Origin of the sequence: Geomonas sp. RF6, assembly GCF_021044625.1 — a bacterium.
Classification (GTDB): Bacteria; Desulfobacterota; Desulfuromonadia; order Geobacterales; family Geobacteraceae; genus RF6.
In genome coordinates, this window is sequence record NZ_CP087999.1 from 326115 (window position 1) to 341850 (window position 15736).

Annotated in this window: 12 protein-coding genes; 4 read left to right on the forward strand and 8 right to left on the reverse strand. The window is 61.2% G+C overall.

Annotated elements, in window-relative coordinates:
- Nucleotides 1-86: 86 nt before the first annotated feature.
- The 4 genes from LPW11_RS01410 to LPW11_RS01425 all read left to right on the forward strand — a co-directional run bounded on the left by LPW11_RS01410 (nt 87) and on the right by LPW11_RS01425 (nt 5241).
- The gene (locus tag LPW11_RS01410) at nt 87-1130 is read left to right on the forward strand and encodes a TRAP transporter substrate-binding protein (RefSeq protein WP_230996339.1); all 1044 of its coding nucleotides are present in this window, start codon (nt 87-89) and stop codon (nt 1128-1130) included.
- A gap of 226 nt (nt 1131-1356) precedes the next feature.
- Complete coding sequence (locus LPW11_RS01415; protein WP_230996340.1) at nt 1357-1845, forward strand: TRAP transporter small permease; 489 nt, start codon at nt 1357-1359, stop codon at nt 1843-1845.
- Entirely contained in the window at nt 1842-3146 is a 1305-nt protein-coding gene (locus tag LPW11_RS01420) for a TRAP transporter large permease (protein WP_230996341.1), read from the forward strand. Before LPW11_RS01415 ends, LPW11_RS01420 begins: the two co-directional genes overlap by 4 nt.
- A 199-nt stretch (nt 3147-3345) precedes the next feature.
- Nucleotides 3346-5241: a methyl-accepting chemotaxis protein gene (locus LPW11_RS01425; protein WP_230996342.1), complete on the forward strand. Its 1896-nt coding sequence runs from the start codon at nt 3346-3348 to the stop codon at nt 5239-5241.
- Nucleotides 5242-5548: 307 nt separating this feature from the next.
- Here LPW11_RS01425 and acnB read toward each other — a convergent pair whose 3' ends face one another.
- The 8 genes from acnB to LPW11_RS01465 form a co-directional block, all read right to left on the reverse strand.
- The gene (gene acnB / locus LPW11_RS01430; RefSeq protein ID WP_230996343.1) at nt 5549-8080 is read right to left on the reverse strand and encodes a bifunctional aconitate hydratase 2/2-methylisocitrate dehydratase; all 2532 of its coding nucleotides are present in this window, start codon (nt 8078-8080) and stop codon (nt 5549-5551) included.
- Between the two features lie 814 nt (nt 8081-8894).
- On the reverse strand, nt 8895-10385 hold the full coding sequence (locus LPW11_RS01435) for a cohesin domain-containing protein (RefSeq protein WP_230996344.1): 1491 nt from the start codon (nt 10383-10385) through the stop codon (nt 8895-8897).
- A 109-nt stretch (nt 10386-10494) separates the two neighbouring features.
- Entirely contained in the window at nt 10495-11817 is a 1323-nt protein-coding gene (locus LPW11_RS01440) for a S41 family peptidase (RefSeq protein WP_230996345.1), read from the reverse strand.
- Between the two features lie 30 nt (nt 11818-11847).
- Nucleotides 11848-13125 carry a murein hydrolase activator EnvC family protein gene (locus LPW11_RS01445; RefSeq protein ID WP_230996346.1) on the reverse strand — a complete coding sequence of 426 codons (1278 nt, stop codon included), beginning with the start codon at nt 13123-13125 and terminating at the stop codon, nt 11848-11850.
- The gene (ftsX, locus tag LPW11_RS01450; RefSeq protein WP_230996347.1) at nt 13125-14066 is read right to left on the reverse strand and encodes a permease-like cell division protein FtsX; all 942 of its coding nucleotides are present in this window, start codon (nt 14064-14066) and stop codon (nt 13125-13127) included. Before ftsX ends, LPW11_RS01445 begins: the two co-directional genes overlap by 1 nt.
- Nucleotides 14053-14724: a cell division ATP-binding protein FtsE gene (gene ftsE / locus LPW11_RS01455; RefSeq protein ID WP_230996348.1), complete on the reverse strand. Its 672-nt coding sequence runs from the start codon at nt 14722-14724 to the stop codon at nt 14053-14055. The genes ftsX and ftsE overlap by 14 nt, the downstream gene beginning before the upstream one ends.
- A 79-nt stretch (nt 14725-14803) precedes the next feature.
- The gene (locus LPW11_RS01460) at nt 14804-15205 is read right to left on the reverse strand and encodes a type IV pilin protein (RefSeq protein WP_230996349.1); all 402 of its coding nucleotides are present in this window, start codon (nt 15203-15205) and stop codon (nt 14804-14806) included.
- Between the two features lie 4 nt (nt 15206-15209).
- Nucleotides 15210-15716, reverse strand: coding sequence for a type II secretion system protein (locus LPW11_RS01465; protein ID WP_230996350.1), 507 nt, complete (start codon nt 15714-15716; stop codon nt 15210-15212).
- Between the last annotated feature and the right edge of the window lie 20 nt (nt 15717-15736).

A 15736-nucleotide genomic window follows, 5' to 3' on the forward strand; every position in this document is an offset into this window, starting at 1 on the left:
CGCCAATCGCTGCTTGTGTCGGGCAGAAAAATTCATTATAAACGACAGGCCAAAATCTATATGCATTGCAACTATAGGAGGATCTTATGAAGCCGACGAAAATGTTCAGACAGGTCGGGCTCCTGCTCGCCGCCGCCATTTTCTCGAGTGCGACGGGCGCCGCGGCGGCCACCGTCACCCTCACCTATGCAAACTTCCCCCCCGCCGCCACATTCCCGTGCGTCCAGATGGAGCGCTGGGCGAAGGAAGTGGAGAAGAAGACCGCAGGGCAGGTGAAGGTGCGTACCTTCCCGGGGGGGACGCTCCTGAACGCAAAGAACATGCTGGAGGGTGTCACCTCCGGCGTCGCCGACATCGGCAACTTCGCCATGAGCTACCAGCCCGGCCGTTTCCCGGTCTCGGAGGCCATCGATCTCCCCTACGGCTTCACCAGCGCGAAGACAGCAAGCCTCGTGCTGTACGACCTCATCGACAAGTACAAGCCGAAGGAGTTCGAGAAGGTAAAGATCATCACCGTCTTTACCTGCCCCCCCACGAACTTCATGACCAGCAAGCCGGTTCGTACCCTGGCGGACCTGAAGGGGATGGAACTGCGCGTCGCCGGAACCGGCACAGAGATCGCCAAACGCCTTGGCGCGGTGCCCATAGCCATGCCCCAGTCCGAGACGCCGGAAGCGATCCAGAAGGGGATTGTGAAGGGGATGGTCTCATCCCTCGAGATCCTTCTCGACCTGAAGTTCGCGAGTTACACCCCCTACGCCACCATCGCCAATCTCCCCGTCGTATCGTTCGCGGTCGTCATGAACAAGGGAAAATGGGACGCCCTGCCGGCAAACGTGAAGCAGGCGATCGACTCCCTCTCCCGCGAGCAGGCTGCCTGGACCGGCAGCTATGCCGACACCCACGTGCAGGAAGCGCTCGCAGCGGCGAAGAAGAACTACAATCACCAGGTTTTCACCCTACCCCCGGCGGACCAGAAGAAGGTCGCACAGCTGCTGCAGCCGATGGTGGACGACTATGTCAGGAAGGTGAGCGCGCAGGGGGTGAACGGCAAGCAGATCGTCGCCGACGTCCTCGCTCTCAAGAAGAAGTACGAAGCGCCTGCAGGGAAGCCGGGGAAGAAGAAATAGGTCCCCGGATTCCTTGGGCGACCGAGAAGAAGGTTCATCAGAATTTTAAGGAGAGAGTCGGCGGGAACGTCCCCTCCCCCCTTGCGGGGGAGGGACAGGGTGGGGGGGAAGGTGCCGCCAGAGAGGCAGATGGCAGCTTCACCACCCCCCTGCCCCCTACCGTCAAGGGATGGGTTCCTCAAGCAGGCTCCTAGTCACTCTGGAAAGTAAGGGGTAAAAGAAGCACATGGACCGTTTCATCGGGATTTTGTCGAAGTCATTTATGGCCGTCGGGGGGGCGGCACTCTTCGTGCTGGTGCTCCTCGCCACCGGGAACGTGACGATGCGATTTTTCCACGCACCGTATGCCGGGACGTATGAGCTCGTTTCCTTCCTGGGGGCGCTGGTGACCGCCGGCGCCCTTGCGCACACCCAGCGCCGCAAGGACCACATCGTGGTGGACATCCTCTCCGAGAAGTTCCCTCCGGTGGTAAAGCGCGTCCTCGATGCGGTGAACTACGCCGTCACCTGCGCCCTCTTCGCGGTCATCTCCTGGCAGGTGTGGGTATGGGGTGACAAGATCAGGACCGGAGGAGAGCTCTCCGAGACGCTGAAGATCGATTACTACCCCTTCGTGTACGGCGTCTCCGTCGGCTTTGGTCTCCTCGCCGTCGTCCTCTTCGTGGACTTCCTGAAGTCGCTGGCGCACCCGGAACACCCGGAGGTGCACCAATGAACGGTCCGATGCTCGGCGTCTACGGCATCCTCGCGATGTTCTTCATCCTCTTCGTGCTGCGCATTCCGGCAGCCTTTACCATGCTGCTGGTCGGCTTTGCCGGGATCGCCACCGCCACCTCGCTCGATGCAGCCTTCGCCATGACCGGCTCGGAGCTGTGGAACATCTTTTCCAACTACGGCCTCACCGTCATTCCCCTCTTCATCCTCGTGGGGGAGATCGTGCACTATGCCGGGTACAACAACAGTCTCTACTACGCCTCGTACCGCTGGTTCGGGCACAAGCGCGGGGGACTGGCCATGACCACCATCATGGCGAGCGCGGCATTCTCCGCCATCAGCGGCTCCAACACCGCCACCGCCGCGACCATGAGTGCGGTGGCCATCCCCGCCATGAAGGAGTACAAGTACCACCCGCTCCTGAATGCCGGTTCGGTCGCTGCAGGCGCAACGCTCGGGGTGCTGATCCCTCCGAGCATCGTCCTCGTGGTGTACGGGCTGTACACAGGGCAGTCGATCGGGAAACTCTTCTTCGGCAACGTGATCCCGAGCGCGATCCTCACCACCCTTATCCTCCTCACCGTGGTGTGGATCTGCCGACGCCACCCCGACTGGGGCCCCGCCGGCCCGAAGAGCACCTGGAACGAGCGCTTCGCCGCGCTGCCGGAGGCGCTGGACATCCTCCTTCTCTTCGGGATCATCATGTACGCACTCTTCACCGGAGTGGTGACCGCAACCGAGGCCGCCGCCGTCAGCTGCTTCCTCGCGCTGATCATCTGCACGGTGCGCAGGAAACTCACCTGGAAAAAGGTCGCCGGCGCCTTCGTCGATACGCTACGCATCTCCTGCATGGTCTTCATGATCGTGGCGGGGGCCGTCATCTTCGCCAAGTTCCTCACCATCACGCGCCTTCCGTACGAGACGGCGGAATGGATAAGCGCACTGCAGCTGCCGCGCTGGATGGTGCTGTGGGTGATCCTTCTTTGCTACATCATCGGCGGGTGCATCATGGACGCCCTGGCCTTTCTCCTGGTGTCGCTGCCGATATTCTACCCGCTGGTCACGCAGCTAGGTTACGATCCGGTGTGGTTCGGCCAGGTCATCACCATCGTCACCACCATGGGCTCCATCATGCCCCCGATCGGAATCTGCTGCTACGTCGTCTCCGGCATGTCGGGCATCCCTCTCGGCACCGTTTTCAAAAGCTCCCTGTACTATTTCCCTTCCTACATCGTCTCAATCGTAGTCCTCATGGTTTCCCCATACTGGACGGTACTGGTACTCTCCGACCTTGTGAAGTGACAGTGAAGGGGCGCGGCATGCCGCGCCCCTTCCACATCCCACTCCCTCCTTCCCCATTTCGCTCACCCATCACTTCGCTCACTCATCCATTGGCTGTAAATAATGCATCCCACTCTCAAGCTACTTCTGAATACACCGATACGATCACGTACTGCTGAGAACAGCAGTACTACGTATACACAGAAAGAGAGAACGGACAATGCAGCTGACCGCAAAAGTTAACCTCACCGTTATGGCAATCTTTGCCGCTACTGTCACTATCCTGGTCTCAGTGGCATTCTTCAGCTCAAAGAGCATCTTGAGCAGCGTCATCCAGACGAGCCAGATCTCTATCGCCAGTGACAACGCAGCTAACCTCAACGACTGGATCCAGCGCAAGCTCCAGGTCGTGGAGGCCGGTGCAAAGGACCTGTCCCGCTCCCCGTCCCCCGAGGTGCTGAAAAGAACCATAAAAACGCTGGCCGCTGCCGGCTCCTTTACGAAGATCCATCCCGGGTACGAGGACGGCAGCGTCGTCTACTCCGACGACTGGGCGCCCCCCGCCGGGTATGACCCGCGCGAGCGCCCCTGGTACAGGCAGGGGAAGAAGGAGCTGAAGACGGGTCTCACGGAGCCGTACGTCGCCGCCTCCACCGGAAAGCTGATCATGACCTTCATGGCACCGATAAACGGGGCAGACGGAAAATTTGCCGGCATCTTTGGCGCCGACGTCACCCTCGATCATGTAGTGGAACAGGTCTTGAGCGTAAAGGTCGGTAAATCAGGGCACGCATTCGTGACCGATGCCGGCGGGAAGATCCTGGTGCATCCGGATCAGAGCCTCACTCTAAAGAAGAACATCAAGGATCTCTCCCCTGACCTCGCCAAAAGCGACAAGAACTTCGCCGCTGCCGCAACCGGCACGATGACGTATCGGGCCGGGGGGAAGAAGAAGTTTCTCACCTATGCGCGCGTTCCCTCTACCGGCTGGTATCTTTGCACCACCGTCGATGAGGACGAGGTCCTCGCTCCGGTGAGAAAGCAGCTGGTAACCCTCACGCTGATCGGGGCCACCTGCCTCGCCGCCGGACTCCTCGTGCTGGTCCTCTTTGTGAACAGGCTTCTGAAGCCCCTTCGTGAGCTGTACCTGCGCGTTGCAGAGGTGGCGGACGGCGAGGGGGACCTGACGAAGCGGCTGGAGGTAGGGGGGCGCAAGGACGAGATCGGGCAGCTTGCGCAAAAGCTGAACCTCTTCCTGGAAAGCGTGCGCGGCATCATCGTGCAGATCGCGGACGCCTCCCGGACCATAACGAGCGACGCTACAGGGCTCAAGTCCACTGCGGAGGGTATTTCCCTCGGGACGGAACAGGTAGCGTCCCAGACCGTGACGGTGGCGACGGCCAGCGAGCAGATGTCGTGCACCGCTGCAGACATCGCGCGCAACTGCCACCACGCTGCAGACAACGCCGCCCGCGCCGCCGAGACGACAGAGGAAGGGTTCCGCATGGTAAAGAGCACAGTGGACGGGATACGGAAGCGGGGCGAGGAGACGAAGCGCCATGCCGAGGCAATTTCCTCTCTTGGGGAGCGCTCCGAGCAGATAGGGGCGATCGTGGCGACTATCGAGGAGATCGCAGACCAGACGAACCTTTTGGCGCTCAATGCGGCCATCGAGGCCGCGCGTGCAGGGGACCAGGGGCGCGGCTTTGCGGTAGTTGCCGATGAGGTGCGTGCCCTCGCGGAGAGGACGACGGGCGCCACGAAAGAGATAAGCACGATGATCCGCACCATTCAACAGGAGACGAAGCAGGCGATCGCCTCCATGGAGGAAGGGGTGAAAGGGAGCGCCAGAGGAGTCGAGGAGGCGGCAGGGCTGGAGGATGCGCTTCGGGAAACGCTTGCCCAGGTGGAGTCTCTCACCAGCCAGGTTAATCAGATTGCGGTAGCTGCAGAGGAGCAGACCGCAACGACGTGCTCCATCACCAACAGCATCCAGCATATGACGGAAGTGGTGAACGAAACAGCCAGGGGTTCGCAGGAGAGCGCGGACACAGCCTCCAGGCTCTCCGTACTCGCGACAGAGATGCACCGGACGGTGAGCAAGTTCAAGCTGTAGGAGAGGGTAAATCTGCCCCTTTGCTCGTTCCGAAGCTCCGGACTTTGCTCGTTCTTAAGCTCCGGCCTTTGCTCGTTCCCAAGCTCCGGCTTGGGAACGGACTTGCCCGGGAGGCTCCAGCCTCCCCAACGCCGCCGTTACCCGTACCGCTGACGCAGATGCAAAGCTGGAGCTTTGCACGCAAGTGCGTTCCCAAGGTGGACCTTGGGAACGAGCATGCGAGGTGTGCACTACTGGAAGCTTCACTACCTAATGAAAAAGGGCCCGTCGTCACCGGCGGGCCCTTTTCTTTCAACTGCTCATCTTGTTACCGATACTCCTCAAGCTCATCAAACTGCAGGTAGCGGTATACCTCGCTCTCCTTCGGAGCGATCCGTTCCTGATACTGGACAAGGTACTCGGCCGGGGTGGGGAGTTTGCCTAGCTTCGCTGTGACGGCGCCGAGCTCTGCGGAGCCCAAAAAGACCTTCGCCCCTTTCCCCATCCTGTCGTCGAAGTTGCGCGTGGAGGTGGAGAAGACATTGACTCCATCCGGAACCCGCGCCTGGTTCCCCATGCACAGCGAGCACCCCGCCATCTCTATGCGGGCACCTACGGTGCTATAGACGGAGAAGTACGCTTCGGCCCTCAGCTGCTCGTCATCCATGCGGGTCGGCGGGCAGATCCAGGTGCGGACCGATGGATTAAAAGCGCTCCCTTTCCAGATCTCTCCCGCTGCGCGGAAGTGGCCGATGTTGGTCATGCAGGAACCGAGGAAGACGTCCTGGATCTCTGTCCCCGCCACCTCCGAGAGAGGCTTCACGTCGTCCGGGTCATTCGGGCAGCAGAGGATCGGCTCCGTGATCTCGGAGAGGTCGATTTCTATGACCGCCGCGTATTCGGCGTTCGCGTCGGCGGAAAGGAGCTGCGGGTTCTTCAGCCACTCCTCCACCGCATCGATGCGCCGCTGCAGCGTGTTTGCATCCTGATAGCCGTCTGCGATCATCTTGCGCATGAGCGCCACGTTGGAGCGAAGATAAGCGGCGACAGATGCCTCGGAGAGCTTGATGCACCCTGCTGCGGCGCTTCGCTCCGCGGCGGCGTCGGTGAGCTCAAATGCCTGCTCCACCGAAAGATCGGGAAGTCCCTCCATCTCCAGGATGCGGCCGTTGAAAACGTTGATCTTGTTCTTCTTCGGCACCGTAAGGAGCCCCTGCTTGATCGCCCAGTACGGGATCGCGTTCACCGCGTCGCGCAGGGTGATCCCGGGGTTGAAGCTCCCCTTGAAGCGAACGAGCACCGATTCGGGCATGTCGAGCGGCATGAAGCCGAGTGCTCCGGCAAAGGCTACCAGCCCGGAGCCCGCCGGGAAAGAGATGCCGATCGGGAAGCGGGTATGGGAGTCCCCCCCTGTCCCTACAGTGTCGGGGACCAGCAGGCGGTTGAGCCAGGAGTGGATGACGCCGTCCCCCGGCTTCAGCGGAACCCCTCCTCTCTCCCTGATGAACTCGGGAAGGGTCTTGTGCATCTTTATGTCCGCGGCCTTCGGGTAGGCGGCGGTGTGGCAGAAGGACTGCATCACCATCGGTGCCTGGAACTTGAGGCAGGCAAGCTCCTTCAACTCGTCTGCGGTCATGGGGCCGGTCGTGTCCTGGGAGCCGACAGTGGTCATCGCCGGCTCGCAGGCTGTTCCGGGGAGGACACCTGCGACGCCGCAGGCGCGGCCGACCATCTTTTGCGCCAGGGTGTACCCCTGCCCCGCCTTCGGGGTCGGGTTCACGGAGTGCACGAAGACGTCGGAAGGGGGGAGCCCCAGCGCCTTCCGCGCCCTTTCCGTGAGGGCGCGGCCAATGATCAGGGGGATGCGGCCGCCGGCGCGGAACTCATCGCCGAGCGTTGCCGGTGCGATGCTGAAGCGGGAAAGGACTTCTCCGCTCTCGCTGCGGATCTCTCCGGCAACGGTGTCGATCACGACGATGTCACCGGTCTTCAACCCGGTCACATCCGTCCTGATCGGAAGAGCCCCAGAGTCCTGCGCGGTATTGAAGAAGATCGGGGCGATGACGCCGCCAATGATGATGCCGTCGCGCCTCTTGTTCGGGACAGCAGAGATGTCCTTGCCGATGTGCCACAGTACGCTGTTGCACGCCGATTTGCGGGAGGAACCGGTCCCCACCACGTCACCGACGAAGGCGACCTGGTACCCTTCGCTGCGAAAGCGGGCAATCGTCTCTACGCCGTCGGGAAAGCGGCTCTTCCCCATCACCAGCGCGTGCAGCGGAATGTCGGGACGGCTCCAGGCGTCGCTGGCCGGCGAGAAGTCGTCGGTGTTGATCTCCCCTTCCACCTTGTAGACCTTCACCGTGACCGTCTCCGGCAGACCGGGACGGGAGGTGAACCATTCGGCCGCGGCCCACGACTCGAGGACCCTTTTGGCAAAGGGATTGTCCTTCGCGAGGGATGCAACGTCGTCGAAGGCGTCATAGACGAGGGTGATCCCGGAAAGCGCCTGTGCAGCCGCCTCGGCGAGCTCGGGGTCTTTCATTGCAGCCACGAGCGGGGCGACGTTGTAGCCGCCGAGCATCGTGCCGAGGATATCGACGGCGTCATTTCTGCTCAGCAGCGGAGACTTGCGGGCACCGGAGACGATATCGGCAAGGAAGGCCGCCTTGACCTCTGCTGCAGGATCGACCCCCGGCGCGACTCTCTCCCTGAGAAGATGGAGAAGCATCTCTTCCTGCCCTGCCGGCGGCGACTGAAGGAGTTCGCACAGCGCTAAAGTCTGCTCCGGATCGAGTGGTCTCGCAGGAATACCGAGCGATTTACGTTCCGCTTGGTGCTTGAGATATGCATCAATCATGGTGCCATTCCTCCTCTACATGTCTTTAAAATCCGAAAGCTTATCACGTATGGCGCAAGGGCCGCGATGACTTTATTATTGCATACAGTATACAGTTACTTCTACTTTGTCAACCGATGAAAATGACGTCGCCGTGCGGCGGGATGAGGAGAAGGTTCCTTCGGTGAGGCGGAGTGTGGGCAGGAACAGAGCAGCGGTCGCTCAGGCGTCACCCCGCCACCGTCTGTGGCGGCTGCGCCGCCATCGCAGGCAAGATGCCTACGCTCCAGCGCGGTGCCGGATGTCGTCTCCAAGGTTCGGCTGATGGGTGGGTTAGGCTGCCCCTAGTATGACAGTCGCTACTTCCACGGAAAGGAGCAACCCACGCTGGAGCACAGGCTTCCAGCCTGTACCGGCGGCGCCAGCCGTCGCATCTGTGGCGGCTGCGCCGCCATCGCAGGCAAGATGCCTACGCTCCAGCGCGGTGCAGGATGTCGTCTCCACGGTCCGGCTGATGGGTGGGTTAGGCTGCCCCCTAGTTGACAGTCGCTACTTCCACGAAAAGGAGCAGCCCGCGCTGGAGCACAGGCTTCCAGCCTGTACCGGCGGCGCCAGCCGCCGCATCTGTGGCGGCTGCGCCGCCATCGCAGAGAGGTGCCTACGCTCCAGCGCGATGCCGGCGGACGGTCTCATGGCCGCCGAACAACTCGGGCCGGCAGTTTTTTCTGTACTCCACGAAGAAGGGGGGCCCCTCTCATAGGTACCCCCCCTTTATTGTTGCTTCCGTCGATGCGAGGCTTTGCCAAGGTGAGGTCACCCCGGCATCTACCTCTCTTTATTTTGCAGCCGCCGCCTGCTTCTGCTCAGGGGCCTTTTTCTGATCCGGCACCTTTTTCGGCTCGGGCGCCTTTTTCGGCTCGGGCGCGGTCTTCTCGGGCCCATTAGGCGCCTGGCCCGTCTTCGTCTTCTGAGCCGCGAGGTAATTCGCCGTGAAGATGTAGTCGTCCTGATAGTCACGCTTGCCGTCGCCATTGAGGTCGTATTTCGGAGCTTCTGCCGTGCCGCGCTCCTTCAGGAAGAGCTCGAAGTCGGCCTGGGTCACCGATCCGGGCTTTACGAGATCGACCCGCACCTTCGGTGCGACGGTCAGAGGATATTCGTGCAGCTCACCGTCGGCAAACATGGAGATGGTTGCGATCAGGGCATCCTTCGTCGGCCTTGCCTGCACCTGCCACACGCCCTCTCCGGATTGCTTCATGGAGACGTAGCGTGCGCCCTGGAAGGCAAAGTTGGGAGCCCTGTCTCCCGTCACACCGGAAACCTTCACACTAAGGGTCCCCTCGCCGTCCGCAACAAAGATCGCTGGCTCCTGCGTCATGCCTGCGACCGCGCTCTTGTCAAAGAGGGCGATCAGCTTCTGCACCGTGCGCTCCCCCTGGTACAGACGGAAACGCTCGAGGACTGTGGCCGACGCCTCGGTGCGAGTCTTTTCCTGCGGGGCGCCCTTTGCTTCCGCCGTCGGCTGCGCAGCCTGCTGCTCGGGCGTTTCCTCAGCCTGCGTCACCGCTGACTGCTCTTGATTTGGCTGCTCCACCACCTGCTCCTGCGCAGTTACCCTCTTCTGTTCTCCACCCTCGCTCGCAAATACGTCCCCGGGGAGGGTTATAGTCCCCGAAGTAGCGCTGCCGTAAATAGTACCGTTCGTGCCGGTACCTGAATCGTTATCGTTGTTATTACTACCGTTGTTCCCGCTGCCGCTGCCGCTGCCGCTGCCGCTGCCGTTCCCGCTGCCGTTCCCGCTGCCGTTCCCGCTGCCGTTCCCGCTGCCGTTCCCGCTGCCGCTGCCGTTGCCGGTCCCGTTGCCGGTCCCGTTGCCGTTGTCGTTGTTGGACGGCTCTGTGTACCCGGTGAAATCAACAGCTACACGCTTCGATGCGTTGTCCAAGGCGGTCGAGTTTTTCAAATCAATGGTACCCACACTGTCGCCGGTACGGGTGAATCTGAGTGTACCGACCACGCCCTGCCGCGCCACCGGTGTCGGGGAGGCTACTATCACTCTGACCGTGCCGGGGGGGAGGTTCGTGCCGGTATTGGCTATTGCATACCCGCCGAGATTCCCGGGGGTCCACGTCGGCGAAGTCAGAAGCTTCGTGTCGTACACGACGTCGACCTGGATGCCGCCGACGTTTTCAAGACCGGAGGCCTGCAGCGCGATGGTCCCGTCTCCGGCGGGGGCTACAAAGACCTTCCCTGCAGCGAATACGGCGGCAGGAGTAAGAACGAGGGCGCCCAGAAGGAGCGCCCGGACAACTGATCCCAACTGCATGAATTCCTCCAAGATCGTCTTAGCGGCAAGCAATGTAGAGCTACTTATATAGCGCTACTAAAAAAGAGACGGAAGGGGTTTTCCCCTTCCGTCTCGTCTGCCGGTACTGCTAGATCTTCCCTGTCGCTTTCAGGATGTCCCACCCCTTGAGGAGGTCGAGAGCCCTCAAGATCTGGGAGTCGCTCTTGATCTGCTCGTCAGTCTTGTACGGAGCAGGCTTCACCTTCTTCTCCTCGGGAGCCTTCTCCTCCTTCGTCTCGAAGTGGTTGTCGAGATCCTTCTCCCTGATGTGCATCCCGTCCTTCTTGTCGGCGGAGGCCGTCATCTCCATCCGCTCTGCCTGGATGTCGGGGGTAATCCCCCTCGCCTGGATGGAGCGGCCGCTCGGAGTGAAGTACCGCGCGGTGGTGAGCCTCAAGCCGGAGTTGTCGGTAAGGGGAATGATCGTCTGCACGGACCCCTTCCCGAAGCTCTGTGTGCCCATGACGACCGCACGCTTGTGGTCCTGCAGGGCGCCCGCGACGATCTCGGAGGCGGAGGCCGACCCGCTGTTGATCAGCACCACGATCGGGTAGTCACCTTCCTTCGCCCCCTTGCGGGAGATGAAGCGCATCTTGGAATCCTTCTCGCGCCCCTCGGTGTACACGATCAGTTTCCCTTCAGGCACGAAGTGCTCGGAGACCCGCACCGCCTGGTCCAGCAGCCCGCCCGGATCGTTGCGCAGGTCGAGCACGAGACCCTTCAGCGGCGAATTCTCGTTGTGCAGGGTGTGCAGCGCCTTCTCCAAGTCGTCGTCGGTTTTCTCCTGGAACTGGGAGATCCTCACGTAGCCGAAGCCGTCGTCGAGCGTCTTGTACTTCACGCTCTTCACCTGGATGATGTCGCGCTCCAGGACGAAGTCTTTTGTCTTCTCGAACCCTTCGCGCATGATGGTGATGGTGACCTTCGACCCCTTCACCCCGCGCATCCTCTTCACCGCCTCGGTGATGGTGAGGTCCTTCGTGTACTTGTCGTCGATTTTCAGGATCTGGTCCCCGGCCTTGATACCTGCCTTGAAGGCGGGGGTATCCTCGATCGGGGAGATGACCGTCAGGATGCCGTCCTTGATGGTGATCTCGATACCGAGACCGCCGAAGGTCCCCTTCGTGTCGATCTTCATCTCCTTGTACGTCTCGGGGGGCATGAAAGAGCTGTGCGGGTCGAGGGAGGAAAGCATCCCGTTGATCGCACCGTATATGAGCTTCTTCGTGTCCACCTCCTCCACATAGCTCTTCTTTACTATGGAAAGGACGTCGGTGAAGAGTTCGATCGACTCGTAGTCATTACCCTGGGCCGCGCACCTGCGCTGCACCCCGAAGGCGATCGCCAGTGTCAGCAGGGAAATGCCGACTACCAAGAACGTCCCCTTCCTGTACTTACTCCCCTTTAACATTAAGCCTCCCTGTGTTGCTCGCTATGGATATCACCTGAACCACGGTGAAGGATCAACTGGTTTTCCCTGGTAGCGTATCTCGAAGTACAGCTGCGACCCCTGTGCCGAGTCGGTGTCCCCCACACTCGCCACGACGTCGTTTTTTGACACCTTTGCCCCCACCCTCTTGGCGATGGAGGCGGCGTGGGCGTACAGGCTAAAGAACCCCCCGCCGTGGTCGACGATGACCATATTACCATACCCTTTGAAGTAGTCAGCGTAGATCACCTCACCGTCGTAGATGGAGCGGATCGGCGTGCCGGGGCTCGCGGCGATGGAAATGCCGTTGCTGACGGTGAAAGAGTTGAACTCGGGGTGCTTGTGTCTGCCGAACTGCGCCGTGACCTTTCCGCTCACCGGGAGAGAGAGCCTGCCCTTCTGCCCTCCCAGCCCCTTGTCCGGAACGGGAGATGCCACGATATCTTCGCGGGGTGCGCTGCCGGGGGTGCCTTTCTTGCCCTGCGCGGTGCCAGGTGCTGTAGCACTATACCCTTTTCTATTTTTTCCTTCAAGCGACTTTCTGTGGCGTTCTTCCACAACCTTGCGTTCTTGCGCGAGTTTCCGGTTCCTCGCCTCGATGCGCTGGAACATGATCTGCAGTCTCTGGGCGTTCGCCTGCAGCTCCTTTATGGAAGCAAGGTAGCTCTGCTTGTCCTGGCGCACCTTCACGAGGTAGCTCGCCTTGCGCGCCTTCTCCTGCTCGACCTCCCGCTTGCGCGCCTCCATGGTGCGCTTCAGGCTTTCTTTTTTTGCCGCGTCCTTCTCTAGGGAGGACTTCAGCTGGCGCAGCCGGTCCAGGTTCTCGTTGTATTGCTGGAAAAGCTTCTTGTCGTTTTCCAGCACGCCGCGCATGTAGCGCATGTTTTCCGTCATCTGCGGGAACGATTCGGAGGAGAAGAAGACCCTGAGGCTTCCGGCATCCCCGGACTTGTACAGCGCGGCGAGCCTCTTGTTGATCTGCGCCCTCTTCTTTTCCGTATCGGAGGAGACGTGGTCAATCTCGCCGTGGGTCTTGTCGATGCCGCTCTCCACAGCGCCGAGTTGCTTCCCGAGGAGATTGAGGCTCGTCTCCTTCTCGTGCAGGGCGCGCTGGATCTTTTCCAGTTCCCCCGACACCTTCGTCTCCGTCTTGCGCGTCTTGTCGAGAAGCTTGTTCTTCTCGTTGAGCTCCTTGCGGATTCCCTGCAGGTCTTCCTTCACCCCGGCACTGCACGGTGGCGCGCCGAGAAGGGGTACTGCCAGAAGTAGTGCGATGACTGTGCGCTTCATCAGATCTGGATGAACCGTCGAAGAGACGTGATGCTGCCGATGAAGCCAAGAACGGTTCCGGCGCCTATCACCCCCGCTATGTAGGTCGGCGGTAGGAAGGCGAGCCCCGCGGTCGAGCCGAAGGAGAGGAAGTTGCCGGCATTGTCCAGGAAGGCTAAGTAGGCGGCGAAAAGAAGGACCAGTGACAGGACCGCCCCGAGCGCCCCCTGCAGCACCCCTTCGATGAGGAAGGGCGCCTTGATGAAGAAGCGGGTCGCCCCCACGAGGCCCAGGAGCTCAAGCTCCTCCTTCCGGGCATACACGGTGAGCTTTATGGTGTTGGAGACGATGAAAAGGACCGCAATGGTGAGGAAGCTCCCGAGGAGCGCACCGACCAGCCGCATGACGTTCATGAAGGAGTTGAACCGTTTCACCCACTCCTCTCCGTACTGCACTTCGCCGATCCCCGCCACCTTCTTTAGCTGCGCCACGTACCGCTCCACCCCCTCCGTGTCGCGGTGCTCGCGGTCGAGGGAGATCTCCAGGGAGGCCGGGAGCACATCCGGGGTCACCCCCTCCAGAAGAGCTTCCTGCCCTTTCAGCTGCTTGCGGAAGCGCTGCTCCGCCTCCTCCTTGCTGACGAAGACCACCTTTCCCGTGCCGGGGATCGCCTTCACCCTGCTCTTCAGGGCGGCGACGGCCAGAGGCACAGGCTCCTGATCGAAATACGCGACGATCTGCACCTTGTCGCTCCACTTCGTCGCCGCACCGACGAGGTTCACGTACACGAGGAGAAAGAGGGCCGCGATGAGGAGCGCGAGGGTGATGGTCGCCACGGTGACGACGCTGACAAAGACGTTCTGCTTCAGGTTGGCGAGCGCCCGCGTAAAGAAGTAGGAGAAACGCCCGACAACCCCTTCCTGCGCCAGCGCCGGGCGCGGCTGTTTCTTACCCTTCGACATCTGCACCCTCCGTAACCCGGCCGCTCTCCAGCCGGATCACCCGGCGGTGCGAATTCTCGATCACGCGGCGATCGTGTGTCGCCACCACGACGGTCGTGCCGCGATTGTTCGCCTCCTTGAAAAAGGAGAGGATCTGCTCCTTGTTCTCGTCGTCCAGGTTTCCGGTCGGCTCATCTGCGATGAGGAGTTTCGGATCGTTCACCAGGGCGCGAGCCAGCGCGACCCGCTGCTGCTCGCCGCCGGAGAGGCGCAAGGGAGAGACGTTCACCTTCTGCTCCAGCCCCATCTGCTTCAGGACGTGGTACACCTTCTTCCCGATGTCCCTCTTGCTCCAGCCGAGGACCTCGAGGGTGATCGCCACGTTCTCCAGCACGGTACGCTGCGGCAGGAGCTTGTAATCCTGGAAGACGACCCCGATGGAGCGTCTCAGGTGCGGCACCTGGGAGCGGCGCAGCATGGCGAGATTCTGCCCGTCGATCAGCACCTGCCCTTTGGTGGGGGGGAGTGCGGCGTAGAGGAGCTTCAGAAGGGAGGACTTGCCCGCTCCGGAGGGGCCTGTGAAAAAAACAAAATCCCCTTTGGGGATCTTGAGGTTGATATCGTGCAGGGCAGCCGTCTCCGACTGGTAGGTGAGATACACGTTGTGCAGCTGAATCATCGTGAACAGCCTCGTCAATGAAAATGGCAGCCCCGGGGGGGGGGCAAAAGTGTTCATGCAGGGAAGGGGGCGCTGCGTGTCAGTAATCCTTGTACGGCGTCCCGTTTCTGTCCACGAGGTCGCTGTTGCTCTTCACGTCCCCGACGCTCCCCTTCACGTCCTCGGGGGCGCCCGCTTCCTGCGGGCTTATGGTCTTCCAGTCGCTCTGCCTGGTGAATGGGTCCTTCGGTATCTCGCGCAGGTACTTCTTTTCCTTCAGCTCCTCCAGGGAGTCGGGATATTTCCCCTGGTCGGCGAAGTACTGGTCCAGGGTCGTGCGCAGCGAGTACAGGTCCTCTCTCAGTACGGCCTCGCGGGCGCGGATGATCCCCCACTGGTAGCTCGGGGCGGCAATAGCCGCGAGGATACCGATGATGGTCACCACGATCATCAGCTCGATGAGGGTGAAGCCCCGCTGTGCTTTCCACAACCTCTTAAACATGCCGTCACCAGTCCTTGTATTTGGTTCCGTCGATGGCGGTCTCGTCGCTCAGGGAATAGACGTCGTAGACGTCCTCCTTTCCCCACTGAGTGCTATCGGGATTGTCCGTGTAGGAGCGCATCCCCCACTTCTCCTCCTTCGGGTCCGTCACCACGTGGAAGGGGTCGCGCGGGATCCTGCGCAGATACTTCTTCTTGTAGGGGAGGACGCCGCCGAAGTCGTACCCTTCGACGAGCACCTCAAGCGTCTCGGGGTAGCCGCTCTTGATCCCGCCGGCCCCGAAATCCTTCAGGGTGCTGCCGCTTAGCTGCGCCCTGTCGTAGTCCTTCTTGAAGTCATCGAGCGCGGTCCGGATAAGCCTGAGGTTCGCCCGGAGCTCTATTTCCTTCCCCCTGCGGTTCGTCATCTGCGCGGAGGGTATGATCACCGAGGCGAGGATGGAAAGGATGACCAAGGTCACCACCAACTCGATGAGGCTCAAACCACGGTTATTCGTTATCAGTTTCCTCATGTCCTCTATACCGGCCGCGA